Source organism: Pseudomonas sp. LAIL14HWK12:I1, assembly GCF_003202095.1.
In the GTDB taxonomy this organism is placed as follows: Bacteria; Pseudomonadota; Gammaproteobacteria; order Pseudomonadales; family Pseudomonadaceae; genus Aquipseudomonas; species Aquipseudomonas monteilii.
On sequence record NZ_QJKG01000002.1, the window covers coordinates 634,386 to 660,648 of the forward strand.

23 protein-coding genes and 1 riboswitch are annotated in these 26,263 nt (G+C 63.4%); of the genes, 16 read left to right on the forward strand and 7 right to left on the reverse strand.

What is annotated here, in order from left to right; translation table 11 throughout:
• Positions 1 to 32: 32 nt before the first annotated feature.
• The gene (locus D906_RS07815) at positions 33 to 365 is read right to left on the reverse strand and encodes a multidrug efflux SMR transporter (RefSeq protein WP_008095055.1); all 333 of its coding nucleotides are present in this window, start codon (positions 363 to 365) and stop codon (positions 33 to 35) included.
• 87 nt (positions 366 to 452) lie between these two features.
• Here D906_RS07815 and D906_RS07820 point away from each other — a divergent pair, with 87 nt between their 5' ends.
• Positions 453 to 1,343, forward strand: a complete 891-nt coding sequence (locus D906_RS07820) for a LysR family transcriptional regulator (protein ID WP_016712349.1) — start codon at positions 453 to 455, stop codon at positions 1,341 to 1,343.
• An 11-nt stretch (positions 1,344 to 1,354) separates the two neighbouring features.
• Positions 1,355 to 2,626, forward strand: a complete 1,272-nt coding sequence (gene waaA / locus D906_RS07825) for a lipid IV(A) 3-deoxy-D-manno-octulosonic acid transferase (protein ID WP_027610049.1) — start codon at positions 1,355 to 1,357, stop codon at positions 2,624 to 2,626.
• A gap of 52 nt (positions 2,627 to 2,678) precedes the next feature.
• On the opposite strand, the gene D906_RS07830 is transcribed toward waaA, so the two are convergent.
• Positions 2,679 to 4,115, reverse strand: coding sequence for a TolC family outer membrane protein (locus D906_RS07830; protein ID WP_016712347.1), 1,437 nt, complete (start codon positions 4,113 to 4,115; stop codon positions 2,679 to 2,681).
• A 160-nt stretch (positions 4,116 to 4,275) separates the two neighbouring features.
• Positions 4,276 to 4,382, forward strand: a riboswitch (TPP riboswitch).
• Between the two features lie 154 nt (positions 4,383 to 4,536).
• Here D906_RS07830 and thiC point away from each other — a divergent pair.
• Together thiC and cytX are read left to right on the forward strand one after the other, a co-directional pair.
• Positions 4,537 to 6,417, forward strand: coding sequence for a phosphomethylpyrimidine synthase ThiC (thiC, locus tag D906_RS07835; protein WP_019097691.1), 1,881 nt, complete (start codon positions 4,537 to 4,539; stop codon positions 6,415 to 6,417).
• 149 nt (positions 6,418 to 6,566) lie between these two features.
• Positions 6,567 to 7,850, forward strand: coding sequence for a putative hydroxymethylpyrimidine transporter CytX (gene cytX / locus D906_RS07840; protein ID WP_025752401.1), 1,284 nt, complete (start codon positions 6,567 to 6,569; stop codon positions 7,848 to 7,850).
• On the opposite strand, the gene D906_RS07845 is transcribed toward cytX, so the two are convergent.
• The gene (locus tag D906_RS07845; protein WP_019097693.1) at positions 7,819 to 8,565 is read right to left on the reverse strand and encodes an RsiV family protein; all 747 of its coding nucleotides are present in this window, start codon (positions 8,563 to 8,565) and stop codon (positions 7,819 to 7,821) included. The two genes, cytX and D906_RS07845, sit on opposite strands and share 32 nt — an antisense overlap.
• 196 nt (positions 8,566 to 8,761) lie before the next feature.
• On the opposite strand from D906_RS07845, the gene D906_RS07850 reads away from it, so the two are divergent.
• The 9 genes from D906_RS07850 to D906_RS07890 all read left to right on the forward strand — a co-directional run bounded on the left by D906_RS07850 (position 8,762) and on the right by D906_RS07890 (position 17,966).
• On the forward strand, positions 8,762 to 9,379 hold the full coding sequence (locus D906_RS07850) for an NUDIX domain-containing protein (RefSeq protein WP_016712343.1): 618 nt from the start codon (positions 8,762 to 8,764) through the stop codon (positions 9,377 to 9,379).
• Positions 9,370 to 9,822 carry a DUF1249 domain-containing protein gene (locus D906_RS07855; RefSeq protein ID WP_025752404.1) on the forward strand — a complete coding sequence of 151 codons (453 nt, stop codon included), beginning with the start codon at positions 9,370 to 9,372 and terminating at the stop codon, positions 9,820 to 9,822. The genes D906_RS07850 and D906_RS07855 overlap by 10 nt, the downstream gene beginning before the upstream one ends.
• 1 nt (position 9,823) lies before the next feature.
• The gene (gene cpdA, locus D906_RS07860; protein WP_026020382.1) at positions 9,824 to 10,621 is read left to right on the forward strand and encodes a 3',5'-cyclic-AMP phosphodiesterase; all 798 of its coding nucleotides are present in this window, start codon (positions 9,824 to 9,826) and stop codon (positions 10,619 to 10,621) included.
• Positions 10,622 to 10,767: 146 nt separating this feature from the next.
• Positions 10,768 to 11,376, forward strand: a complete 609-nt coding sequence (locus tag D906_RS07865; protein WP_016712341.1) for a YqiA/YcfP family alpha/beta fold hydrolase — start codon at positions 10,768 to 10,770, stop codon at positions 11,374 to 11,376.
• A 35-nt stretch (positions 11,377 to 11,411) separates the two neighbouring features.
• Complete coding sequence (gene parE / locus D906_RS07870; RefSeq protein WP_016712340.1) at positions 11,412 to 13,316, forward strand: DNA topoisomerase IV subunit B; 1,905 nt, start codon at positions 11,412 to 11,414, stop codon at positions 13,314 to 13,316.
• A complete protein-coding gene (locus D906_RS07875) occupies positions 13,313 to 14,299 on the forward strand; it encodes an esterase-like activity of phytase family protein (protein ID WP_027614862.1) in 987 nt (328 codons plus the stop codon). Before parE ends, D906_RS07875 begins: the two co-directional genes overlap by 4 nt.
• On the forward strand, positions 14,296 to 14,814 hold the full coding sequence (locus D906_RS07880) for a TIGR02281 family clan AA aspartic protease (protein WP_019097697.1): 519 nt from the start codon (positions 14,296 to 14,298) through the stop codon (positions 14,812 to 14,814). The genes D906_RS07875 and D906_RS07880 overlap by 4 nt, the downstream gene beginning before the upstream one ends.
• A 10-nt stretch (positions 14,815 to 14,824) precedes the next feature.
• Positions 14,825 to 17,083, forward strand: a complete 2,259-nt coding sequence (parC, locus tag D906_RS07885; protein ID WP_016712337.1) for a DNA topoisomerase IV subunit A — start codon at positions 14,825 to 14,827, stop codon at positions 17,081 to 17,083.
• 172 nt (positions 17,084 to 17,255) lie between these two features.
• Entirely contained in the window at positions 17,256 to 17,966 is a 711-nt protein-coding gene (locus tag D906_RS07890) for a membrane integrity-associated transporter subunit PqiC (RefSeq protein WP_025752408.1), read from the forward strand.
• Between the two features lie 109 nt (positions 17,967 to 18,075).
• On the opposite strand, the gene D906_RS07895 is transcribed toward D906_RS07890, so the two are convergent.
• Positions 18,076 to 19,536: an AhpA/YtjB family protein gene (locus D906_RS07895; RefSeq protein WP_019097699.1), complete on the reverse strand. Its 1,461-nt coding sequence runs from the start codon at positions 19,534 to 19,536 to the stop codon at positions 18,076 to 18,078.
• Positions 19,537 to 19,670: 134 nt separating this feature from the next.
• On the opposite strand from D906_RS07895, the gene serB reads away from it, so the two are divergent.
• The gene (serB, locus tag D906_RS07900) at positions 19,671 to 20,885 is read left to right on the forward strand and encodes a phosphoserine phosphatase SerB (protein ID WP_019097700.1); all 1,215 of its coding nucleotides are present in this window, start codon (positions 19,671 to 19,673) and stop codon (positions 20,883 to 20,885) included.
• Positions 20,886 to 20,957: 72 nt separating this feature from the next.
• Here the strand turns inward: serB and asd are convergent, their stop codons facing one another.
• The 3 genes from asd to D906_RS07915 are packed head-to-tail and all read right to left on the reverse strand — an operon-like array spanning position 20,958 to position 24,220.
• Positions 20,958 to 21,821: an archaetidylserine decarboxylase gene (gene asd, locus D906_RS07905; protein WP_019097701.1), complete on the reverse strand. Its 864-nt coding sequence runs from the start codon at positions 21,819 to 21,821 to the stop codon at positions 20,958 to 20,960.
• A 9-nt stretch (positions 21,822 to 21,830) separates the two neighbouring features.
• Complete coding sequence (locus D906_RS07910) at positions 21,831 to 22,640, reverse strand: rhodanese-like domain-containing protein (protein ID WP_027614863.1); 810 nt, start codon at positions 22,638 to 22,640, stop codon at positions 21,831 to 21,833.
• 44 nt (positions 22,641 to 22,684) lie between these two features.
• Positions 22,685 to 24,220: an HDOD domain-containing protein gene (locus D906_RS07915; RefSeq protein ID WP_027614864.1), complete on the reverse strand. Its 1,536-nt coding sequence runs from the start codon at positions 24,218 to 24,220 to the stop codon at positions 22,685 to 22,687.
• A 130-nt stretch (positions 24,221 to 24,350) separates the two neighbouring features.
• Between D906_RS07915 and motA the strand changes: the two genes are divergently transcribed.
• Both motA and motB read left to right on the forward strand, forming a co-directional pair.
• Entirely contained in the window at positions 24,351 to 25,202 is an 852-nt protein-coding gene (gene motA / locus D906_RS07920) for a flagellar motor stator protein MotA (protein ID WP_016712329.1), read from the forward strand.
• Positions 25,203 to 25,205: 3 nt separating this feature from the next.
• On the forward strand, positions 25,206 to 26,237 hold the full coding sequence (gene motB / locus D906_RS07925; protein ID WP_027614865.1) for a flagellar motor protein MotB: 1,032 nt from the start codon (positions 25,206 to 25,208) through the stop codon (positions 26,235 to 26,237).
• The last annotated feature ends 26 nt before the right edge of the window (positions 26,238 to 26,263 follow it).

Sequence of the window (26,263 nt, forward strand, 5' to 3'; positions counted from 1 at the left end):
GACTGGGACAGCTGACAAGTATACAGGCAGCTTCAGTGCCCGGCAGTCTTGGAAAACAGCTGAATCACCACCACCCCACCCACGATCATCGCCATGCCCAGCATCGCCGGTACATCCAGCTTCTGCCCGTAGATCACCAGCGCCGCCACACTGATCAGCACGATCCCCAGCCCGGACCAGATGGCGTAGGCAATGCCCACCGGAATGCTGCGCACCACCAGGGTCAGCATCCAGAACGCGATGCCATAGCCAACCACCATCAGCAGCAACGGCAATGGCGTGCTCAGGCCCTTCACTGCTTTCATCGAAGCGGTGGCAATGACTTCGGCGCAGATGGCGATGGCGAGGTAGGTGTAGGCATTCATGGCAGGATCCTCCGGTAACTGGTCGGGCATTCTAGACGCTACCTGAATGGGGTAAAGTCATTACCTATCAGTAGGGGAGATAGGTTGATGGCAGAGCAATGGAATCTTGAGCAACTGCGCACCTTCCTGCGCGTCGCTGAACTGCGCTCGTTTTCTGCCGTGGCCCGGGAGCAGCGCAAGGCGCAGTCGGCCATCAGCAGCGCGATTGCCCTGCTTGAAACCGACCTGGGGGTCACCCTGTTCGAGCGCAGCAGTGGCCGGCAGCCGAAGCTGACCGAAAACGGCAGTGCACTGCTGGAAGATGCCCGCGAACTGTTGCGCCAGTGCGAGCGCCTGGATGGCCGCGCCCTTGCGTTGATGCGCGGGCAGGAGGCTTTGCTGCGGGTGGCGCAGGACGAAGCCATGCCTTATCAGCCGGTGATCGACAGCCTCGACGAACTGGCCAGCCGCTATCCATTTCTAGAAGTGCAATTGGCCAGTGGTGCGCAAGGTGATGTGGCGCGCAAGCTGGTGGAGCGCCGCGCCGACCTGGGCCTGTTCTTCCACCACGAAAGCATGCCGGCATCGCTGGAGCGGCGCGCCCTGGGCAGTGTGGAGATGGTCACGGTGTGCGCTGTCGGCCATCCGCTTGCAGGTGAGGGCCGGGTCACCCGCCAGCAACTGGCCCGCCACCGACAACTCCTCATCACGCCACAGCAAAGCGGTTACCCCGGTGGCGAAGCAGTCAGCCCGCAGGTGTGGCGTGCCGACAGCTTCTACGCCATGGCCGAACTGTTGATGCGCGGCCTGGGCTGGGCCTGGTTGCCGCGGCATGTGGTGCAGTACCCGACTTACCAGGCGCACATGGTCGAACTGGACAGCGAGTGGCGCCCGCCGGCACTCGTGGCAGAACTGGCCTGGCGCCGTGATGAGCCGCTGGGGCCTGCGGCGCAGTGGCTGGCCGAGCGCTTTGCAGTGCACTTGCGTGCGATCGGGTAAACTCCGCCGCCATGAACAGAACACTCTATACCTTGCTATTTCACCTGGGCCTGCCGCTGGTTGCGCTGCGCCTTTACCTGCGCGCACGCAAGGCGCCGGCCTATGGCCAACGCATCGGCGAGCGCTTTGCCTTCAAGCTGCCGGCCATGCGCCAGGGTGGCATTTGGGTGCACGCGGTATCGGTGGGCGAAAGCATCGCAGCAGCGCCGATGGTGCGTGCCTTGCTCAAGGCCTACCCGGGCCTGCCGATCACGCTTACCTGCATGACGCCGACCGGTTCCGAGCGCATTCGCGCCATGTTCGCCGACGAACCACGCGTGCAGCATTGCTACCTGCCCTACGACCTGCCCTGGGCGGCCGGGCGCTTTCTCGACCATGTGCAGCCGAAGTTGGGCATCATCATGGAAACCGAGCTGTGGCCCAATCACATTCACCAGTGCGCCAAACGCGGCATCCCGGTGGCGCTGGCCAATGCGCGGTTGTCCGAGCGCTCGGCCCGTGGCTATGGGCGCTTTGCCAAGCTGACACGGCCAATGCTGGCGGAGATGAGCCTGATTGCGGTGCAGACCGAAACCGAGGCCCAGCGCTTCCGTGATTTGGGCGCGCGCCCTGAGTGCGTGCAGGTCACCGGTTCGATCAAGTTCGACCTGAAGATTGATGAGCAACTGCTCCCGCGTGCCAAGGCACTGCGCGCGCAATGGGGGGCTGAGCAGCGCCCGGTGTGGATTGCGGCCAGTACCCATGAAGGCGAGGATGCGCTGATTTTGCAGGCGCACCGGCAGTTGCTACAGGTGCATGGTGATGCGTTGCTGATCCTGGTGCCGCGCCATCCCGAGCGATTCAATGCGGTGCATGTGCTGTGCAGCGAGCAATTCGCTACCGTGCGGCGCTCTGCCGGCACGCCCGTCGACGCGCAAACCCAGGTATTGCTTGGCGATACGATGGGTGAGTTGTTGTTCCTGTATGCGCTGGCCGATATTGCCTTTGTCGGTGGCAGCCTGGTGGCGACGGGTGGGCACAACCCGCTGGAGCCGGCAGCACTGGCGTTGCCGGTGCTGATGGGGCCGCATGTGTTCAACTTCCTTGAAATCAGCGCGATGCTGCGTGAGGCGGGGGCGTTGCAGCAGGTGGACGATGCCGACGGGCTGGCCGGGGCAGTGCGGCGGTTGGTCGAGTTGCCGCAGGATGCACAGCGCATGGGCGAGGCGGGCAGGGCGGTGATGCGGGCCAATCAGGGGGCATTGCAGCGGTTGCTTGATGGGCTGGGCGCGCTCCTGCGCTGATTTTTGTGTGGCCTTCTTCGCGGGTAAACCCGCGAAGAATCCAGCATCTATATCAAGGCCTGCGCTCAAAGTTCTTGGCAGCCGCCGCAGCCAAGTCCGGCGGCAGGAAGTCCTTGTCCGGGTTGTAGTCCGGCTTCAGGTAGCGCTTGAGGTCCTGCAGGTCTTGCGGGCTGAGGGTGCCGGCCGCCTGCTTCAGACTCAGGTTGTCGAGGATGTAGTCATAGCGGCTGTTGTTGTAATCCCGCACCGAGGTGTACAGCTGGCGCTGGGCATCGAGCACGTCGACGATGTTGCGGGTACCCACCTGGTAACCGATTTCAGTGGCTTCCAGCGCACTCTGGTTGGAGATGATCGACTGCTTGCGCGCCTGCACCTGTTCCACGTCGGTGTTCACCGCGCGGTGCAGGTTGCGGGTGTTTTCCACCACCTGGCGGCGCAGGCTTTCGCGCTGCTGCTCGCTCTGGCTCAGGCGCTGGTAGGCCTCGCGTACTTGCGAGCTGGTCAGGCCACCGCTGTAGATCGGGATGTTCAGCTGCAGGCCGATGCTGGTTTGCTCGACGTCACCGCTATAGCGTGAAACAGGGGCCGGTGCAGGGTTGGTGAAGCCGAAGCTGTCGTTGTCGCCTTTCTGGTATTTGGCCACCGCATCGAGCGTCGGTGCATGGCCTGCCTTGCGCTGACGCAGCGTTTCTTCAGCGGCGGAAACCGCATAATTGGTAGCCAGCAGGTTGAGGTTCTGGCGCCCGGCGGTTTCGACCCAGGCTTTGGCATCGTTCGGGGTTGGCACCTGTACCGGCAGGGTATGCACTACGCCCTGGATCGAGGTGTATTCGCGGTTGGTCAGGGTGACCAGCGCTTCGAATGCATCCTGCACCTGGCGCTCGGCGATGATACGGTTGGCCCGGGCGGTGTCGTAACTGGCCTGGGACTGCAGCACGTCGGTCTTGTCCGAAAGGCCCACATCGAAACGTTCGTTGGACTGGTCGAGCTGGCGCTTGAAGGCAGCTTCTTCGGCTTTGGTAGCGGCCAGGTTGTCCTGGGCGCGCAGCACGGCGAAGTAGCTCTGCGCGGACTGCAGGATCAGGTTCTGTTCAGTGGCCGACAGCTCCAGTGCCGCCTGTTCGTTGACCGCTTCGGCAGCCTGCAGCTGGAACCAGCGGTCCGCGCGGAAGATCGGCTGCGCCAGGGTGGCGCTCCAGGTATTGCCGCTGCGGTTGGTGGTGGCAGACGGCTCGTCCAGCTTGGTGCGGGTGTTCATCATCTCGGCGCCAGCCGACAGGTTGGGCAGCAACCCGGCGCGGGCCTGTGGCACCACTTCGCGGCGGGCGCCGTAATCGGCGCGGGCGGCGGCCAGGTCGGCGTTGTTGTCCACCGCTTCCTGGTAGACGCTGACCAGGTCGGTCTTCACTGTCGGGGGCACGTCCGCTGCCCAGACCACTCCGTTGGACGCACAAGACACGGCTATCGCCAGTGAGAGTTTGCGCAGCATAGAGGCAATCCTTGTACGAAATTTAATTACTGAACTGTTGAGTATCGGATGACGGGCCAGTGTAGTGCCATGCGCCCCCGGCAACAATCGCCAGGTGTGCCTTTCATCAACCGCGCATTTACCCGCTTGGCTTTGCCGACCACTCCAGTCTAGACTGCGCATGTTCTTGTCGGGGTGCCTTGAAGCAAAGGCTGAGATCGCAGAGGTGCGGATCCCGTTGAACCTGATCAGGTTAGCGCCTGCGTAGGGAACAAGATTGCTCGCCTTCCCGGGGAGCCTCTTGTGCCAGGTCCGGGAATGTCGCAGCTGCATGCAGCTTCAGGCACCCCCATATCCGGCACTGCACCCATCATGGGTGTGTCCGCGCCATTCAGGTTCACCCCGACATTCCACTGCTAGGAAGCCGTCTGGAGAGCCTGTGATGACCAAACAAGAAAAAGCGATCAACCTCAGCGAATCGGCACAAGTCGATCAGCAGTCCGTGCAACCGTTCCCGCGTTCGCGCAAGGTGTATGTCGAAGGCTCGCGCCCGGATATCCGTGTGCCCATGCGTGAAATCAGCCTGGACGATACCCCGACCGATTTCGGTGGCGAAACCAATGCCCCGGTGCTGGTCTACGATACCTCTGGCCCGTACACCGACCCCAACGTGATCATCGACGTGCGCAAGGGCCTGGCCGACGTTCGTTCGGCGTGGATCGACGCCCGTGGTGACACCGAGCGCCTGGACGGCCTGAGCTCCGATTTCGGCCAGCAGCGCCTGAACGATGCCGAACTGGCCAAGCTGCGCTTTGCCCACGTGCGCAACCCGCGCCGCGCCAAGGCCGGCGCCAACGTCTCGCAGATGCACTATGCCCGCCGTGGCATCATCACCGCCGAGATGGAATACGTGGCCATCCGCGAAAACATGAAGCTGCAGGAGGCCCGCGCCGCCGGCCTGCTGAAAGAGCAGCACGCCGGCCACAGCTTCGGCGCCAACATCCCGAAAGAAATCACCCCCGAATTCGTCCGCCAGGAAATCGCCCGTGGCCGCGCGATCATCCCGGCCAACATCAACCACCCGGAAGTGGAGCCGATGATCATCGGCCGCAACTTCCTGGTGAAGATCAACGGCAACATCGGCAACAGCGCCCTGGGTTCCTCGATCGAGGAAGAAGTGGCCAAGCTGACCTGGGGCATCCGCTGGGGTTCGGACACGGTCATGGACCTGTCCACCGGCAAGCACATCCACGAAACCCGCGAGTGGATCATCCGCAACTCGCCGGTGCCGATCGGTACCGTGCCAATCTACCAGGCGCTGGAAAAGGTCAACGGCGTGGCCGAAGACCTGACCTGGGAGCTGTTCCGCGACACCCTGATCGAGCAGGCTGAACAGGGCGTGGACTACTTCACCATCCACGCCGGCGTGCTGCTGCGCTATGTGCCGCTGACCGCCAAACGTGTTACCGGCATCGTCAGCCGTGGTGGCTCGATCATGGCCAAGTGGTGCCTGGCGCACCACAAGGAAAACTTCCTGTACACCCACTTCGACGAAATCTGCGAAATCATGAAGGCCTACGACGTCAGCTTCTCGCTGGGTGACGGCCTGCGCCCTGGCTCGATTGCCGATGCCAACGACGCCGCGCAGTTCGGTGAGCTGGAAACCCTCGGCGAGCTGACCAAGATCGCCTGGAAGCACGATGTGCAGTGCATGATCGAAGGCCCGGGCCACGTGCCGATGCAGTTGATCAAGGAGAACATGGACAAGCAGCTGGAGTGCTGCGACGAGGCGCCGTTCTACACCCTCGGCCCGCTGACCACCGACATTGCACCGGGTTACGACCACATCACGTCGGGCATTGGTGCGGCGATGATCGGCTGGTTCGGTTGCGCCATGCTGTGCTACGTCACGCCCAAGGAGCACCTGGGCCTGCCGAACAAGGACGACGTGAAAACCGGCATCATCACCTACAAGATCGCCGCGCACGCCGCCGACCTTGCCAAGGGCCACCCGGGCGCGCAGATTCGTGACAACGCCTTGTCCAAGGCGCGCTTCGAGTTCCGTTGGGAAGACCAGTTCAACCTGGGCCTGGACCCGGACACTGCCCGTGCCTTCCACGACGAGACCCTGCCGAAGGAATCGGCCAAGGTCGCGCACTTCTGCTCGATGTGCGGGCCGAAGTTCTGCTCGATGAAGATCACCCAGGAAGTGCGTGAATACGCCGCCAGGATCGAGACCGTGGACGTGTCGGTCGAAGAAGGCATGCGCGAGCAGGCCGAGCGGTTCCGCCAGGAAGGCAGCCAGCTGTACCACAAAGTGTAAAAGCGCCGTTTCTCCACTGTGGGAGCGGGCTTGTCCCGCGAACGCGTCAGCTGCGCCAACGCGTTTGGCAGGCCTGACGCCTTCGCGGGGCAAGCCCGCTCCCTGAGTGGGTCGGCGAAACCCTATCAATCCTTCTGGCGAACATAACAATGACCACCCCCAGCCAATTTTCCCCCGACCACCCGGTCCCCACCCACCAGCGCATCTTCGGTGCCCGCGACCTGTTCTCGCTGTGGTTCTCCCTCGGCATCGGCCTGATGGTGCTGCAGGTAGGCGCCATGCTGGCCCCCGGTCTGGGCCTGGCGGGCGCAGTGCTGGCCATCGCACTGGGCACCGGCGTGGGCGTGCTGTTGCTGGGGGCTGCCGGTGTGATCGGCAGCGACACCGGCCTGTCGGCCATGGGCACCCTGAAACTCAGCCTGGGCGGCCACGGCGCGCGCTTGCCGGCGCTGCTCAACCTGCTGCAACTGGTCGGCTGGGGCGCGTTCGAGATCATTGTCATGCGCGATGCTGCCAGCCTGCTGGGCGCGCGCGCCTTCGGCGAAGACAGTGCCTGGAACAGCCCGATGCTGTGGACCCTGTGCTTCGGTGCCCTGGCCACCTTGCTGGCAGTGAGCGGGCCACTGGCCTTCGTGCGCAAGGTACTGCGCGCCTGGGGTATCTGGTTGCTGCTGGGTGCTTGCGTCTGGCTGACCTGGAACCTGTTCGCCAAAGCTGATCTGGCTGATCTGTGGAGCCGCGCCGGGGACGGCTCGATGTCGCTGGCGGTAGGCTTCGACATCGTCATTGCCATGCCCCTTTCGTGGCTGCCGCTGATCGCCGACTACTCGCGCTTCGCCCGCAACGGCAAGCATGTATTTGGCGGTACGGTAGTGGGCTACTTTATCGGCAACACCTGGCTGATGAGCCTGGGCGTGGCTTACACCCTGGCCTTCGCTGCCAATGGCGAGGTCAATGCGCTGCTGCTGGCCCTGGCGGCCGCCGGCATGGGTATTCCGCTGTTGCTGATTTTGCTGGACGAGTCGGAAAAGGCCTTTGCCGACATCCATTCGGCGGCCGTGTCCACCGGTGTGCTGGTGCCGGTGAAGGTCGAGCACCTGGCCTTGGCCATTGGCGTGCTGTGCACCCTGATCGCTTTGCTGGCGCCGCTGGCCCAGTACGAGAACTTCCTGCTACTGATCGGCTCGGTGTTCGCGCCGCTGTTCGGCGTGGTGCTGATGGACCACTACGTGGTGCGTCGCCGTCGCCTGCCGGCCCAAGTGGGGGGTTTGCACTGGCAGGCGCTGCTGGCCTGGGTGGTGGGTGTGGCGGCTTACCATGTCATTGCTACACAGGCGCCGGACTTCGGGGCGACCCTGCCGGCACTGGTGCTGGCAGGGCTGCTGCACGGGCTGCTGAGCCTCAGCCGCGGCCGGGAAACAGTTCAGGCTTGAGCACGCCATTCAGGCGTGGGTAGGGGATCTTCAGTTCCACGTGGCCCATGGAATAGGGCGCGATGGCGTAGACCTCATACTTGACCACGACTGCGCCGTACGTCAGGGCGATGTGCGGCGATTTCTTGAACGGCCAGGTTTTGACGAACTCGGCGTCCTTGTCCATGCCCACGCTCATCAGCCAGGCCCGGTGCGACTCCTCGACGGTTTTCCAGAAGGTGTCTTCCTGGCCGGGCACCAGCATGTCCTGCAGGGTCAGCACCTTGTCCAGCTTGCGCGAATAGTTGATGAAGCCACGCCCCGGCATGCCGTGGGCGCCACCGCTGTCCAGGTAGCTGGACAATTCGATGATCACCAGCCCGTCATGCTGCTCGCGTACCTTGGCTTGCAGGTAGCTGCTGTTACGTTTGTCGGCACTGGCCAGGTATTGCTGCTCGTAGGCCTGCAGGGTGCTCGGCGCGGTGCCATGCTGATTGTCTTCGGTCAGTTGCAGCAGGCGTTTTTCGACGATGGCGTCCAGCTTTGGCAAGGCCGGGAAGTGGACCATGTCGATGTTTACCAACGGGCAGTCGCTTTCGCTGCAGCCGGGTTTCACGTGCTCCCAGGCGTCGCGCTTGACCTCGAGCGGGGCTCGGTAGTTGGGCGTGAACAGGCTCTGGCAGGCGCTCAGAGCGAGTGCCAGCACAGCCACGGAAGTCAGTTTGACAAGTGTCATGATGATCCTTGCAGAACAGGGAAAAGTCGGCCTTTGACCGTCTGCGCGGCCTTCAGTTCGCCACTAAGCTAACAGAGTGAAGACCTGCTGTCCCGAGTGCGCCAGCGGTTGGCAGAAAGGGATGAAACCGGCAGGCGTGCAGAGTAGGATGGCGCGATGCAGTAACCAGGCGGTTGATGTAGCAACGAGGATTTCCATGTCAGACACATTGAATTCGGTGCCCAAGGCGGTCGAGATCGTCAAACGGGCCAACTGTTTCCAGGGCTTCTACAAGCTCGACAAGGTGCACCTGCGCCATGAGCTGTTTGCCGGAGGCATGGGCCGCGAGATCAGCCGCGAACTGTTCGTGCGCCACGATGCAGTGTGTGTACTGCCTTACGACCCGTTGCGTGATGAAGTGGTGCTGATCGAGCAGTTTCGCGTTGGCGCCATGGGCAAGATCGATAACCCCTGGCTGATCGAGATGGTCGCCGGGCTGATCGACAAGGACGAACAACCTGAGGAAGTTGCCCACCGCGAAGCCGAAGAAGAAGCTGGCCTGACGTTCACTGCACTGTGGCCGATGACCCGCTACTTCCCGTCGCCCGGCGGCAGTGACGAATACGTTCATCTGTTCCTTGGCCGGTGCAGCAGCGAGGGGGCGGGCGGCCTTCATGGCCTGGAAGAAGAGGGCGAAGACATTCGCGTGCGCGTGTGGTCGTTCGAAGACGCCTTGCAGGCCGTGCGCGACGGGCGTATCTGCAACGCGGCGACCATCATCGGCCTGCAATGGCTGGCGCTGAATCGCGACGAAGTACGAGGGATGTGGAAGTGAACCTGCTGCGCGAGCGCTATCGAGTCGATCTGGTCGGGCTGCAGGCAGCCTGCGAGGCCAACTACGCCCGGCTGATGCGCCTGTTGCCCGACATGCGCACCACCCAGAGCTCGCGTCGTATCGGCATGACCCAGGGTGACCAGATGCTCGGTGTGCTCGTGCTCGATGTGGTGCTGGCCTGCCCGTACACCACCACCCTGCATGTACGTCAGGAGCACAGCCTGCCGTGGCTGCCTGTGCCGCACCTGGAAGTGCAGGTGTACCACGATGCGCGCATGGCCGAAGTGGTCAGCGCCGAACACACGCGGCGCCTGCGCAGCATCTATCCGTACCCTAACAAGGCCATGCATCAGCCGGACGAAAAGGCCCAGCTCAACCTGTTCCTCGGTGAATGGTTGAGCCATTGCCTGGCTTGCGGTCACGAACTGGCAAGTGTTCGCTGACATGCGGCCAGACCTGACGCGCCCTGTGCATGTGGTGCAACTGACCGACGCTCACCTTTTCGCCGATCCGGCCGGCAGCATGTTGGGCCTTAAAACCCGTGACAGCCTGAGCCATGTGGTGGCCCAGGTGCAGCGTGAGCAACCGCTTGTCGACTTGCTGCTGTGTACGGGCGACCTGTCCCAGGATGCCAGTGTTGCCTCTTATGAAGCGTTTCGTGAGCTGACCGCGCCATTTGCCGTGCCCACCCGCTGGTTGCCGGGCAACCATGACGAAGCCCGGGTCATGGCCGAAGTGGCCCCGGAGCTGGTGCAGGCGGTAACCGATATCGGCGCCTGGCGTATTGTCATGCTCAACACGGCAGTGCATGGCGCTACACATGGCCTGCTGGCGGATGACCAGCTGGCCGTGCTGCAAGCCGCGCTGGAAGGGGCGGGCGAGCGCCATTGCCTGGTGTGTTTCCACCATCAGCCGGTAGACATCGGCTGCGCCTGGATCGCGCCGATCGGCTTGCGCAACGCCCAGGCACTGTTCGATATCGTCGAGGCTTATCCACAGGTGCGGGCGTTGCTGTGGGGGCATGTGCATCAGGAATGGGATGAAGTACGCGATGGCCGGCGCCTGCTGGCTACGCCGTCGACCTGCATTCAGTTCGCGGCGCGCAGTGAGGAATTCCAGGTGAGCGAAGAGCAGCCTGGCTACCGCTGGTTGCGCCTGCATGCTGATGGGCGGCTGGAGACCGGGGTGGAGCGGGCGCTGGATTTCACCCTTGCCCTCGATTTTGATAGCCCAGGATATTGAAGAATTCGGGGCGCGGAGCTGCCCCGGCTCTCTTGAAGAAATTGTTGCGAAACCCGTGACACTGCGTCAAAACCCGGCGAACGCGCTACACTGCGCGTCCCTGCGCCCGCATCATCAGGCGCAACGCCACAGTTTCCGGGGGCAGCATGTCGGGTTCCATCCTCTATATCCATGGCTTCAACAGCTCGCCGCTTTCCACCAAGGCGCGCCAGCTCGAGGCTGTGATGCAGCAACTGGGGCTGTCGGCCCAGCTACGCGTGCCAGCCTTGCACCACCACCCCCGCCAGGCCATCGCCCAGCTCGAAGCGGCTATCGCAGAACTCGGTGCGCCATTACTGGTGGGCAGCTCGCTCGGCGGCTACTATGCCACCCATCTGGCCGAGCGCTATGGCCTGAAAGCGCTGCTGGTCAACCCGGCGGTAACCCCGCACAAGCATTTCGACGGTTACCTGGGCACCCAGCGCAATCATTACAGTGGTGAAACCTGGGAGCTGACCCACGATCACGTGAAGGCCCTGGCCGAGCTGGAAGTACCGGCCCCGGTCGATGCCAGCCGCTATCAAGTGTGGCTGCAGACCGCCGATGAAACCCTGGACTATCGCCACGCCGAGCACTATTACCGTGCCTGTGCCCTGCGCATCCAGGCCGGTGGCGACCACAGCTTCCAGGGCTTCGCCCAGCACCTGCCGGCACTGCTGGCCTTCGCCGGCATTGCCCGCGGGCAGTATGCGGCGCTCGACTTTTCTGTATTTTGATTTTTTTGCATTCACCAGACTGACGAAGAGACCCTATGGCCAATCCCAGCGCTAGCGCCTATAACGCAGACGCCATCGAAGTCCTCTCGGGCCTTGACCCGGTCCGCAAGCGGCCGGGCATGTACACCGATACCAGCCGCCCCAATCACCTGGCCCAGGAAGTCATCGACAACAGCGTCGACGAAGCCCTGGCTGGCCACGCCCGTTCGGTGCAGGTCATCCTGCATGCCGACCACTCGCTGGAAGTCAGCGACGATGGCCGCGGCATGCCCGTGGACATCCACCCGGAAGAGGGGGTGTCCGGGGTCGAGCTGATCCTCACCAAGCTGCACGCCGGCGGCAAGTTCTCCAACAAGAACTACCAGTTCTCTGGTGGTTTGCACGGTGTGGGTATTTCGGTGGTCAATGCCCTGTCGACCCAGGTGCGTGTGCGCGTCAAGCGCGACGGCAACGAATACCAGATGACCTTTGCCGATGGCTTCAAGGCCAGCGAGCTGGAAGTGGTCGGCTCGGTCGGCAAGCGCAACACCGGCACCAGCGTCTACTTCAGCCCCGACCCGAAGTACTTCGACTCCCCCAAGTTCTCCATCAGCCGCCTCAAGCATGTGCTCAAGGCCAAGGCCGTGCTGTGCCCGGGCCTGCTGGTCAGCTTCGAGGACAAGGCCAGCGGCGAAAAGGTCGAGTGGCACTATGAGGACGGCTTGCGCTCTTACCTGGTCGATTCGGTCAACGAGTTCCAGCGCCTGCCCGACGAGCCGTTCTGCGGTAGCCTGGCCGGTAACAAGGAAGCCGTTGACTGGGCCTTGCTGTGGTTGCCGGAGGGCGGCGACAGCATCCAGGAAAGCTATGTCAACCTGATTCCGACCGCCCAGGGCGGTACCCACGTCAACGGCCTGCGCCAGGGGCTGCTGGATGCCATGCGCGAGTTCTGCGAGTTCCGCAACCTGCTGCCGCGTGGGGTGAAGCTGGCACCGGAAGACGTCTGGGAACGCATCACCTTTGTGCTGTCGATGAAGATGCAAGACCCGCAGTTCTCCGGGCAGACCAAAGAGCGCCTGTCTTCGCGTGAAGCGGCAGCGTTCGTTTCCGGCGTGGTCAAGGACGCCTTCAGCCTGTGGCTCAACGCCCACCCCGAGCTGGGCATGCAGCTGGCCGAGCTGGCCATCAGCAACGCCGGACGCCGCCTCAAGGCCAGCAAGAAGGTCGAGCGCAAGCGCATCACTCAGGGCCCGGCATTGCCCGGCAAGCTGGCCGATTGTGCCGGCCAGGACCCGATGCGTGCAGAGCTGTTCCTGGTCGAGGGTGACTCGGCCGGTGGCTCGGCCAAGCAGGCGCGGGACAAGGAGTTCCAGGCGATCCTGCCGCTGCGCGGCAAGATCCTCAACACCTGGGAAGTGGACGGTGGCGAAGTCCTGGCCAGCCAGGAAGTGCATAACATTGCCGTGGCCATTGGCGTTGACCCCGGTGCCACCGACCTTGCGCAGCTGCGCTACGGCAAAATCTGCATCCTCGCCGACGCCGACTCTGACGGCCTGCACATTGCCACGTTGCTGTGCGCGCTGTTCGTTCAGCACTTCCGGGCGCTGGTCGAGGCCGGGCACGTGTATGTGGCCATGCCGCCGCTGTACCGCATCGACCTGGGCAAGGAAATCTACTACGCCCTCGACGAAGCCGAGCGTGATGGCATCCTCGATCGCCTGGTGGCCGAGAAGAAGCGCGGCAAGCCGCAGGTCACCCGGTTCAAGGGCCTGGGCGAGATGAACCCGCCACAGCTGCGCGAAACCACCATGGACCCGAACACCCGGCGCCTGGTGCAGTTGACCCTGGATGACGTGCAGGCCACCTGCGAGCTGATGGACAAGCTGCTGGCCAAGAAGCGCGCCGGCGACCGCAAGAGCTGGCTGGAAACCAAAGGCAACCTGGCCGAGGTCATGGTTTGATTCGGCAGTTTCTTGCCGTTTGCCTTGCGCTGGTTGCCCTGCCGAGCCTGGCGGGCAACTGGCCCGAGCTGAAGCTCAGTGCCGAACACCCGATCGACGGCATGCGCGGTGGCAACCTTTCGGGCCTGGTGGAATGCCGGGGCGGGCTGTGGGGCGTGTCCGATCGCGACGACGACCGTATCTACCGCTTTGACCAGCAAAACCCGACCTGGCGCGCGCAACCGCTGACCTTTACCCCGCCATCGCCACCGGAAAGCGGGCTGCCGTGGGGCCTGAAGTCGCGCAACTGGGCGGCGTCGTACATTCGCGGAGGCGAGCTGGACTTCGAGGGCATCACCTGTGATCAGGCGGGTAACCTCTACCTGGCCAGTGAAGCCCATGCCGCCGTGTTGCAGTTACCCGTTGCCGGCGAACCGGACTGGTTGAAGATCGACCCGGCCATGGTCCGCCAGGCCCGCGCCAGCGGCATGCTGCTGAACTTCAATGCACTGTTCGAAGGCCTGGCGATCAACCCGGCGGGCGACCGCCTGTGGCTGGCCGCCGAGCGCGAACGGCGTGGCCTGGTAGCCATCGAACGCCAGCAATCGGTATGGACTTGCGGGCGCAGCTGTGTGCTGTTGAGCGAGGCCGGGGTCGAGATGCAGCCGGCGCAAATGCCCGATGCCCGAGCGCTTTCGCGTGATTTTTCCGACCTGGCCTGGTTCGAGGGCAAGCTGTTTACGCTCGAACGCAACGCCTACCGGGTGTGCCGGCGTGATGTCGATAGCGGCAAGGTCGAGCGCTGCTGGTCGTTTGCAGCAGATGCCCTGGTGGAGTCGCGCCGCTACGCACAACCGTTCGGACTGGCTGAAGCGCTGGTAATCGATGCCAAGGGCGCTTGGATTGGCCTGGACAACAACAACGGTGCCCGTGCCGATGGCGAAACCCGCCCGATCGTCTGGCGCTTCGATGCGCCGGAAGGCGGCTGGAGCGCCAAGCCATGAGCCAGACGCCGGGCAAGCGCGCGGGCAGGGTGCTGATGGTTGTCGCCTGGGCGGCGGCACTGTTTCTTGCTACGCGTTTTTTCGGCCAGTGGGAAGACAGCCAGCGTAACCCCAATACCCAGGTGCAGTCCGAGCATGGCGAAGGCTTTATCGAGGTACGCCTGCTGAGCAACGGCCAGGGCCACTTCGTGGTGGATGGCGCCATCAACGGCCAGGTGGTGCATTTCATGCTCGACACCGGCGCTACCGACGTGGCCATCCCCGAGGCATTGGCCCGGGACCTGAACCTGGAGCGGGGCAGCCCGGTCCTGCTCAGCACCGCCAACGGACGCACCGAGGGCTACCGCACACGCCTGGCCAGCCTGCAACTGGGCGACATCCGCCTGCAGGGCGTACGCGCAATCGTGGTGCCAGGCCTGGACGGGCCAACTGTATTGCTGGGCATGAGTGCCCTGAAACAACTTGAATTTACCCAGCGCGGCGGCACCATGCTACTGCGCCAGAACCTGAAATGACGAGGCCCGCATGAGCGACTCACTGGAACTCAGCCTGGACGGCGTAGAACGCCGCTCGCTGGCTGACTTCACCGAACAGGCCTACCTCAACTATTCCATGTACGTGATCATGGACCGCGCCTTGCCGCATATCGGCGACGGCTTGAAGCCGGTGCAGCGACGCATCGTCTACGCCATGAGCGAGTTGGGGCTTGATGCCGATGCCAAGCACAAGAAGTCGGCGCGTACCGTCGGTGACGTGCTCGGTAAGTTTCACCCCCACGGCGACTCGGCCTGCTACGAGGCCATGGTGCTGATGGCGCAGCCGTTCAGCTACCGCTACACCCTGGTCGACGGCCAGGGCAACTGGGGTGCGCCGGACGATCCGAAGTCGTTCGCCGCCATGCGTTACACCGAGGCGCGCTTGTCGCGCTACGCCGAAGTGCTGCTTAGCGAAGTCGGCCAGGGTACCGTCGACTGGGTGCCGAACTTTGACGGCACCCTGCAGGAGCCGGCCGTGCTGCCCGCGCGCCTGCCCAACATCCTGCTCAACGGCACCACCGGTATCGCCGTGGGCATGGCCACCGACGTACCGCCGCACAACCTGCGTGAAGTGGCCAGCGCCTGTGTGCGCCTGCTCGACGAGCCAAAGGCCACCATCGAGCAGTTGTGCGAGCACATTCAGGGGCCGGACTACCCGACAGAGGCCGAGATTGTCACGCCTCGGGCGGAAATCCTCAAAATGTACGAGAGCGGCCGTGGCTCGATCCGCATGCGTGCCGTGTACCGCGTCGAAGATGGCGATATCGTCGTCACCGCGCTGCCGCATCAGGTTTCCGGGGCCAAGGTGCTGGAGCAGATCGCCGCGCAGATGCAGGCCAAGAAGCTGCCGATGGTCGCCGACCTGCGTGACGAGTCGGACCACGAGAACCCGTGCCGTATCGTCATCATTCCGCGTTCCAACCGCGTGGATGCCGACGAGCTGATGCAGCACCTGTTCGCCACCACCGACCTGGAAAGCAGCTACCGGGTGAACGTGAACATCATCGGCCTCGACGGTCGGCCGCAGTTGAAGAACCTGCGTGCCATCCTGGTGGAGTGGCTGGAGTTCCGTACCAACACGGTTCGCCGCCGCTTGCAGCACCGCCTGGACAAGGTCGAGAAGCGTCTGCACCTGTTGGACGGTTTGCTCACCGCGTTCCTCAACCTGGATGAAGTGATCCATATCATCCGTACCGAAGAGCACCCCAAGCAGGCGCTGATCGAGCGCTTTGAGCTGACCGAGATTCAGGCTGACTACATCCTCGAGACCCGCCTGCGACAGCTGGCACGCCTTGAAGAGATGAAGATCCGCGGCGAGCAGGACGAGCTGCTGAAGGAGCAAGCCAAGCTGCAGGCCTTGCTGGGTAGCGAGGCCAAACTGCGCAAGCTGGTGCGTAGCGAACTGATCAAGGATGCCGAAACCTACGGCGACGACCGCCGCTCGCCGATTGTCGAGCGCGCCGAAGCCAAGGCACTGTCTGAAAACGAACTGATGCCGACCGAGCCGGTTACCGTGGTGCTGTCCGAGAAGGGCTGGGTGCGTTGTGCCAAAGGCCACGATATCGACGCTACCGGCCTTTCCTACAAGGCTGGCGACGGTTTCAAGGCAGCTGCGGCCGGGCGCTCCAACCAGTTTGCCGTGCTGATCGACTCCACCGGCCGCAGCTACTCGCTGGCCGCTCACAGCCTGCCATCGGCGCGTGGCCAGGGCGAGCCGTTGACAGGCCGCCTGACGCCGCCACCGGGGGCGACCTTCGAGTGCGTGCTGCTGCCTGATGACGATGCACTTTATGTGGTGGCATCGGATGCCGGTTACGGCTTTGTGGTCAAGGGCGAAGACCTGCAGGCCAAGAACAAGGCCGGCAAGGGCTTGCTCAGCCTGCCCAACGGCGCCAAGGTCATGACCCCGCGCCCGGTGGCCGACCGCGAGCAGGACTGGCTGGCGGCAGTCACCACCGAGGGCCGCTTGTTGGTATTCAAGGTCAGCGACTTGCCGCAGCTGGGTAAAGGCAAGGGCAACAAGATCATTGGCGTGCCGGGCGACCGGGTGGCCAGCCGTGAAGAATTTGTCACCGATCTGGCCGTGATTCCCGAAGGTGCAACACTTGTATTGCAAGCCGGCAAGCGTACCCTATCTCTGAAGGCGGACGACCTGGAGCATTACAAGGGCGAGCGCGGACGGCGGGGCAGCAAGCTGCCACGCGGCTTCCAGCGCGTCGATGGGTTGCAGGTGGAAGTACCGGCTTAACCGGTAGAAATGTCTGGAACGGCAATTTCAGCGCCGTTCCGGGCAGAAATGCTGGAGTCGGACGGTTATTTCGCGGATGATATGGCCCTTGCGGTGCCGACGTAGTCGTGTGCCCGTTTGAATCTATATGTATCACTGCGGTGTGCCTGAAGGCGACCGCCTGGATGGGATGATGAAATTTCTGCGCCTTCCATTTGCGCTGTTGATGACTGGCCTGCTGGGCCTTGGCGGGTGCACCATGCATCAGCCGGTTGCCCTGTACCAGCTCGACAGTGGTGATCCTGGCCAGCCTTCGCAAAGTGCAGGCATGGCCGTGGTACTCGGCCCGGTATCGGTTGCCGATTACTTGCAGCGCGAGACGTTCCTGCAACGTCAAGCCGATGGCAGCCTGAGCGCAGCGACCGACGGTCGCTGGGCGGGCAGCCTTTCGTCGGATATCGACCAACTGCTGGTGCGTCAGCTTGCCTGGCGCCTGGACAGCCAGCGTGTGGTGTTGGCTCCGGCAACCGCTGGTTTCAGCCCGGATGTACAAGTGCTGTTGTCGATCACCCGCCTGGACTCGGGTAAAGACCAGCCGGCCATTCTCGATGCCCAATGGCGTCTGCTGGACCGCCGTGGCCATGTGCGTGACAACCGCATCATTCACCTTGAGCAGCCGCACGAGGGTAGCGAGTCGTCGCAGGTGCAGGCCCAGGGCCAACTGCTGCAGAAGCTGGCTGAGCAGCTGAGCACGGCGGTGAAGCCATTGGCCAACCAGCCGGCAATTGCCGAAGAGTCGCCTAAAAAGCCCGCAGCGCCGGTGCAAGTGAAGAAGGCGCCGGAGAAGTCCAAGATCCCGATGGCTTCGCCGATTCGTACCGATATGGAAGTCTATCGGTTCTGATTGAACTGCCAGCCACAAAAAAGCCCGCGATGATGCGGGCTTTTTTGTGGCTGCAGGCTAGAGGCGGACTTTGTGGGAGCGGGCGTGCCCGCTCCCACAGGGGTAACTATCAGGCCCTGCGCTCGTGCATCCGCGCCAACTGCCGTTCCAGCATCGACGGGTAAGGCTCCATCAGGCGCTCCACGCAGCAGGCACCCTCAGGGCTGGCAATCGGGCGAATACGCGCACGCTGGCGAATCAGCGCGTCATCGCTGATTTGCCGCTCCACCAGCAACAGGTTGCGGCTGTGCTGCGACAGCGCCAAGGCATCCTGGGCCTTTTCGGCCATGAGCAGGTCCACCATCTCCAGCCCTTGCAGGTCGTTGCCCAAGGCCAGGCCCAGCTGTAGCTGCAGGGTGATGCCGCTGTCGGCCACTTCAATCTGCAGGGCGTGGCCCAGGGCGCGCAACAGCTCGCCGCAGCAGATGGCATTGGTCAGGTAGTCTTCGCCGCACTCGCGGCTGTGGAACAGCACCAGGGTGCTGCCATCGTTCAGCGTGTGGGTTTCACCGTCGTAGAGCGAAGCCGCGTGCTCCAGGCAATCGCGGTAGCGTTCGGTCAGCTCGGTGAGGCGTGTGCGTGGCAAGCGGCGCAACTGCTCCTGCGAGCCCAGTTGCACGGCAAGTACGGCGCTGTACTGCGGTTCGTCAGACTCAACCACTGCAGCGGCCTTGGGCGCACTGTCGTCGTCCAGCAGGCCGGCGAAGGCATCGTCGTCATCCTCGTCTTCCACCGCGGCAACCTTGGCGCGTGGTGCGGCCTTGGGGGGCGGTGAAGCCTCGTGCAGGTCGTCGTATTGCGCGTCGTCCTCTTCCTCCAGCTCGGGCTCTGGCGGTGGCGGCGGGGCCAGGCGCGCATGCAGCTGGCGGGCGATATCGCCGATCTCGTCCTGACGGTCGGTGGCCGGGGTGTAGGGTTGCGGGTCGCGCAGCCATACCCGCAACTGCAGCAGCGGCAGGGTAATGAAACGGCCCTGGCGCAGGCTCAGGGTCAAGGCGAGCACCAGCAGGATAGCGGCAAGGATGCCCATGCTCTGCAGGCTGATCAGCATCGGCTGCTGGAACTGGCTCATGTCCAGGCTTATGCGCAGTTGCCCGGCAGTGACGTCCTGGAAGGTGATCTTGGTCTGGTACAAGCCCTCGGCCTCACCCAGCAGGCTGTTGCGCGGGCGCTGGCCGGCTTCGGCGAGGATGCGGTTGTCCACACTGTAGATCGCCGCATGGGCCACCAGTGGGTTTTTAACCAGGTTACCCAGCAGCACGTTGAGGCTGAGGATGTCGTTTGACACCAGCAGCTCGGTTGCCGACGTGGCCGTCTGGGTGGTCAGGCTCTGGCCCAGGGCATCGGCCTGCTCATGCATGGCCTGCTTGAACTGCAGGCCCATGACGCAGGCATAGATCACCAGCGCCAGCGCCACCAGGAAGATGTTGGTGCAGGCGATCCGCAGTGCCAGCGGCACGCGACGTTGACTCAGGGCACGATAGATCATCAGGAAGAAGTTGTCTGGTTTGACGGGCGTGGGCCGGTTCACTGAGCTCGGCTCTTAATGGCATGAAAGTGGGGGGAGTATAGCGACCCGGGTTTTGTCGGCAAAGTATCGTTGGCGCCCGATGGTCACGGAAAATCGGTAGAATGCGCATTTTTCATCGAAGTCGGAGCCAGGTTGTGCGCGAAATCGTCCTGATCAACATCACCGGTGAGGACCGTCCCGGTCTCACTGCGGCTATCACCGGCGTCCTGCTGCAGGGCGGTGTGAGCATCCTCGACATCGGCCTGGCGGTCATGCACGGCACCTTGTCGTTCGGCATTCTGGTCGATATCCCGGACAACGAAGTGGCTACCGCGCTGCTGCAAAGCGTGCAGGCCAAGGCTCACGAGCTGAATTTGCAGGCCCGCTACACGCCGATTTCCGAGGCAGACTACCAGCACTGGGCCGACGGCCAGGGTGAAGCGCGCCACATCGTGACCCTGCTCAGCCGCAAGATCACCCCCGAGCAATTGCAGCGTGTGAGTGCGGTGATCAGCCAGTACGGCCTGACCATCGAGCGCATCGAACGCCTGTCGGCCCGGGTAGCGCTGGACGCCGAAACCGAAAAGGGCAAGGCGGCCATCGAGATTTCCGTGCGCGGCGTGCCGAGCGACGCCCAGGCCCTGCGGGCTGACTTCTTCGCCCTGGCTGAAGCGCTGAGCGTCGACATCGCCTTCCAGAAGGACGACCTGTTCCGTCGCAACCGCCGTCTGGCGGTGTTCGACATGGACTCCACACTGATCGAGGCCGAAGTCATCGATGAGTTGGCCAAGGCGGCCGGCGTGGGTGAGCAGGTGGCGGCCATCACCGAGCGTGCCATGCGCGGCGAGCTGGACTTCCGCGCCAGCTTCAAGGAGCGTATGGCGCTGCTCAAGGGCCTGGATGTGGGCGTGCTGGACGAAATCGGGGCTTCGCTGCGCCTGACCGAGGGCGCCGAAAACCTGTTCGCCGAACTCAAGCGCCTGGGTTACAAGACTGCGATTTTGTCAGGTGGCTTTACCTACTTTGCCCGCCAGGTGCAGGCGCGACTGGGTATCGACTACGTATTCGCGAACGAACTGGAAGTGGTCGACGGCAAGGTGACCGGCGTGGCGGTCGAGCCGATCGTCGATGCCCAGCGCAAGGCCGAGCTGCTGCAGAAGCTGGCCAGTGAAGAAGGTTTGCAGCTGGAGCAGACCATTGCCGTGGGTGACGGTGCCAACGACCTGCCGATGCTGTCGCTGGCCGGGTTGGGCGTAGCGTTTCGCGCCAAGCCGCTGGTGCGCCAGTCGGCCAAGCAGGCCATTTCTACCCTGGGGCTGGATGGTGTGCTGTACCTGCTGGGCCTGCGCGACCGCGACGCCCGCGGCTGACCTGGCAGTCTGGGGCTGCAAAGCCCCAATAAAAAGGCCCTGCTCATGCAGGGCCTTTTCATGCGGCTTGAATCAAGCCTGTGCAGGCTCTGCCAACAGTTGTCCCATGCGCACTGCGGAACCAGCGCCCAGGTTTTCAGCCCATTTCACCTGCTCTGGTCCGAACAGCACGATGGCGGTCGAGCCCAGCTTGAAGCGGCCCAGCTCGGCACCTTTCTCCAGGTGGATCGGCGCACGACTGGTTTCGTCGTAACGGAAAGTCTTCAGTTCACGCTTGGGTGGCGTCACCAGCCCGGCCCACACGGTCTCGATCGAGGCCACGATCATCGCACCCACCAACACCACGGCCATCGGCCCGCGTTCGGTGTCGAACAGGCAGACCACGCGCTCGTTGCGGGCGAACAGCTCGGGAACGTTCTCTGCGGTGGTCTGGTTGACCGAGAACAGGCGGCCCGGCACGTAGACCATTTCGCGCAGGGTCCCTGCCAGCGGCATGTGCACGCGGTGGTAATCCTTGGGCGACAGGTAGATGGTGGCGAACTCGCCGCCCATGAACGGCGCGGCCATGGCCGGATCGCCGCCCAGCAGCTCTTGCGCGCTGAAACCGTGGCCCTTGGCTTGGAAGATGCGACCGTGCTCAATCGGGCCGAGCTGGCTCACAGCACCGTCGGCCGGGCACAGGATGGCACCTGGCGTTTCGTCCAGCGGGCGCGCACCCGGTTTCAGGGCGCGGGTGAAGAACGCATTGAAGTGCTCGTAGGCGCTCAAGTCCTCGACCAGGGCTTCGGACATGTTGACCTGGTAGCGCTTGGCGAACCAGGCGGTGAAGGCGTTCTTGAACCAGCGCGCGCGGCACTCGGCAACGCAGCCGGCCAACCGCGACAGCAGGTGGTGCGGCAGCAGGTACTGGCTGATGATGAACAGACGGGATTTCATGCAGGTTCCTTAAACTTCTACAGGCGTGTCCGGGTGGTTGCCCCATTCGCTCCACGAGCCGGCATAGGCCTTGACGCGTGGATAGCCGAGGGCCTTGGCCACCAGATAAGTGAAACCGGAGCGGCGATGGGTCTGGCAGTGGGTGATCACTTCCTTGTCAGGGGTGATGCCCAACTGCTCGAGGACTTCTTTGATGTCCTTGCGAATGCGCAGGTGGTCGTTGAGATCCATGCCGGCGGTCCACTCGAAGTTGATCGCGCCGGGGATATGGCCACCCTTGGCAGCCAGCACTTTCTCGCCGTTGAATTCCTGCGGGCCGCGCGCGTCCCAGATGACCAGGTCATTGGCGCCCAGGCGGCTTTGCAGGTACTCGCGGGTGGCGGTGGGCGCGTTGTCGATACGCAGGTGCACCGGAGTGTTGCCGTTGGCGGGCACTTCGGTGGTCAGCTTGTCTGCTGGCCAGGCTTGGATGCCGCCATTGAGGTAGTGGTAATGCTTATGGCCGATCACGTCGAGCAGCCAGATGAAACGCCCGGCCCAGCCGCCGCCTTCATCGTCATACACCACATACACGGCGTCGTTGCGGTGGCCGAGTTCGCTGAACAGTTTTTCCAGGTCACCCAGCGCAGGCAGCAGGCCGGGCGCAGGAGGCTGGCCAAGCTGGGTACGCTTGCCTTCGACAAAGCGTGCGCCGGGGATGTGCCCGCTGACATAGCGGTTGGCGCTGCTCAAGTCGACCAGTATCAGCTGGGGCGAATCCAGGCGTGGCAGCAGGTCCGCGGCTTCGATCACCAGGGGCAGGCCGGAAAAGTCAGTCATCCACGGTCTCCAGTGTGGAAAGAGGGGCGATTGTAGCGCAAGGCTCAGCCCTTGCGGTTGGCAAACACCGACAGCGCCCGCTCGGTACATTGCGCGGTCTTGCCGAAGGCCTGCACGCTGATGTCGGCCAAAGGCCGGCAGCCTTGGTCGGCCACCATCAGCATCAGCACCTGGTCGTTCACCGCCAGCGAGCGTAGCAGCACATGCTCGCTGCGGAACAGTGCACGCAGGGGCGCGGGTAACAGTGCCGAGAACTGGGTGTGGTTTTCCGGGGTGATGCGCAATTGCCCTGCCTGGGCCAGCAGCTTTTGCAGCAGTTTGTTCTGCGACACTTGGAGGGCCATGGTGCCAGCCTCCTTGGGCAGACCGGCAAGTTGCTGCACGCGCAGGTAGTCGCTGGCTTTGTCCAGGCTCAGCAGCAGGATGCGTTGCATGCCGCAGGCCTGCAGGGCTTCGAGGGCCTGGGTGGCCAAGTGCACGGTGTTGGTGAACGGGCTAGGCTGGGCCAGCAGGTGCTGGCACAGCTTGCGCCAGCGTGCCAGGTCGTCGCTGCTGGGCGGTGGCGGGGCGAGCATGTCCGGGTGCGGGCGGCGCTGGTGCCAGGGCCAGATCAACGCCTCTGCCGGGTGGAACAACGCGTGCCGGGCGTGGCGGCGGGCACTGGCGGCGGCCTGTTGGTGCACTTGCTGCTGCACATCTTCCAGCGAGGTTTGCAGGTACAGCGCAGTCAGTAGCTGCCAGCGCAGCAGGTGCGGGTTGTCCCAGCCAACTTGCGCGGCCAGGGCCAGGTTGTTGGCCAGCAGCACGGTGTTGGCCGGTTGGTTGAACCAGCGGCGCAGGCCGGGCTCGGCGTCCAGGCGGTGTTGCTGGCTGAGCAGGTCTTCGTCGCGGGCGATACTCAGCACCTGAGCCAGTTGCTCGCGCTCTTCCAGCAGCAGGCGGTAACCTTGGGTTACCCACTGCGGCAGGCGCCAGTACTCGGCCATGGTCTGGCACAGCGCCATGATCCGTACGCCAAACAGTTCTTCCTCCACATGGGCGGCGTCTTCGCCCTTGTGGATAACCCGTAGCTCCCAGGTGTCGAGCAGTTTGGGGTAGGCCAACGCCAGCGGCCAGAGTGGCGACAGGAACAGCAGGCTGCCCCAGTGAATCTCCTGCCACAGCCGTGCCAGGCGGCTGGCGAACAGGCCGCTGGCTTGTTGCGAGGCGTGCTGGCTGATCACCTGGAACTGGCTGAGTACGGGCGGGATTTCTTCAACGGGCACCGAGGGCAGGCGCTTGAGCAGTTGTTCACTGCGCTCCAGGCCCAGGCGATTAAGGGCGACTTCCAGGCTTTCGGCAGGCTCTGCCTGGCTGGCATTGGTGGGGTGATTGGCTTCGCGCATCACCGACAGCACCAGTGCCGGGCTATCCTGCATCAGTTCGGCGATATCGCGCAGCGAGCGGCGGCTATCGTGGATGGCAGCCATGACCCGGTCGTAGCTGTGCTTCGGCACGGGGATGCGAACACTCTCTAGCAGCTTTACCCAGGCCTCTAGCGTACGTGGGGCCTGAGCGGGCACCTTGGTTTCAATTGGCATTTTGACATCAGTCCGAACTGGCTTTTCGCATTGAGTGGCTATAGTCTGGCGCAGTTCTGCCGATAAGTAGAAGAAGAGTTTTAAAGCTCCCGTCTCTTCCCCTGACCACGACAGCAAGTGCTTTGAACCTATGGCTAAAATTATCGGCATCATCGTCGTATTCGCGAGCGTGCTCGGCGGGTACGTGCTCTCCCACGGCAAGATCGCGGCGCTGATCCAGCCGTTCGAAGTACTGATCATTGGCGGAGCGGCCTTTGGTGCATTCCTGCAGGCCAACCCTGGCCACATGACCATGCACGTCATCAAGAAGTCGATGAAGATGTTCGGCTCGCGCTTCACCCACGCCTACTACCTGGAGGTGCTGGGCCTGGTGTACGAGATCCTCAACAAGAGCCGTCGCGAAGGCATGATGGCCATCGAGGCCGACATCGAGGACGCAGCAGCCAGCCCGATTTTCGCCAAGTACCCGACGGTGCTGGCCGACGAGCGCATGACCGCGTTCGTCTGCGACTACCTGCGCATCATGTCCACCGGCAACATGGCCCCGCACGAGCTGGAAGGCCTGTTCGACATGGAGCTGCTGAGCATGAAGGAAGAGCTGGAGCACCCGTCCCATGCGGTGACCGGTATCGCCGACGGCATGCCTGGCTTCGGTATCGTCGCGGCAGTACTGGGGATCGTGGTGACCATGGCCTCGCTGGGCGAGGGTGACCAGGCGGCTATCGGCATGCACGTAGGTGCGGCATTGGTCGGTACCTTCTTCGGTATTCTGGCGGCGTACGGCTTCTTTGGCCCGTTGGCCAAGTGCCTGGAGCACGATGCCAAGGAAGAGCTGAACCTTTACGAATCGATCAAGGCTTCGCTGGTTGCCTCGGCCTCGGGCATGCCACCTTCGCTGGCGGTCGAGTTCGGGCGCAAGGTGCTGTACCCCAAGCACCGCCCAAGCTTCTCCGAGCTGGAACAAGCGGTTCGCGGTCGCTGAGTCATGGAGAACAATCAGCCCATCATCGTCAAGCGCGTCAAGCGCTTTGGCGGCGGCCACCACGGTGGCGCCTGGAAAATCGCCTTTGCCGACTTTGCTACGGCAATGATGGCGTTCTTCCTTGTGCTGTGGTTGATGTCCACGGCCACGCCGGAGCAGAAGATCGCCATCGCCGGCTACTTCAAGGACCCGATCGGCTTTTCGGAAAGCGGCACGCCTTATGTCATCGACCTGGGTGGTTCGCCTGAGCTGGCACCGGAAAAAACCATCAATCCGGAAGCCAAATCCGAGCCGATGCCCGAAACCACGACCCAGCTGAACAAAGACCAGGTCGAGACCATGGCCGAGCAGGTCGAGCGTGAGCGCCTGGAGTTACTGCTGCAAGAGCTGCAGAACAAGGTGGAAGAGAACCCGCAACTGCAGAAGTTCAAGGACCAGATCCTGTTCGAGATCACCCAGGATGGCCTGCGCATCCAGATCATGGATGCCGAGAATCGGCCGATGTTCGACATCGGCAGCGCGCGCCTGCAGCCGTACTTCGAAGATATCCTGCTGGCCATGGCCGACACCATCAAGGCGGTGCCGAACAAGATCAGCATCAGCGGCCATACCGATGCCAAGCCGTATGCCGGCACTGGCGAATTCGGCAACTGGGAGCTGTCGGCCAACCGTGCCAACGCCGCACGCCGTGCGCTGGTGGCCGGTGGTTACCCGGACGGGCAGGTGGCGCGGGTGGTGGGCTACGCTTCGTCGTCGCTGTTCGACCGCAAGGACCCGTTCAACCCGGTCAACCGCCGCATCGACATCATCGTGCTGACCAAGAAGGCACAGCGCAATATCGAGGGTGAGCAGGGTGCGCCGGAAGCGCCGTCTGCCGAGCCTGCGCCACCGGCCAGCGGTGCTGCGCCAGGGGCTGCGGCGCCGGCTGCACCAGGGGCAGCTGAACAAGCGCCAATGCAGCCGCGTGAGCTGCGCCAAAAGCTGAACATCTTTGAAGATGGCACGCTGAAGATGGATGAGGCCAAAGAGCAGTAAGCCTGCTCGGCCCTTCCGGGCGCGGC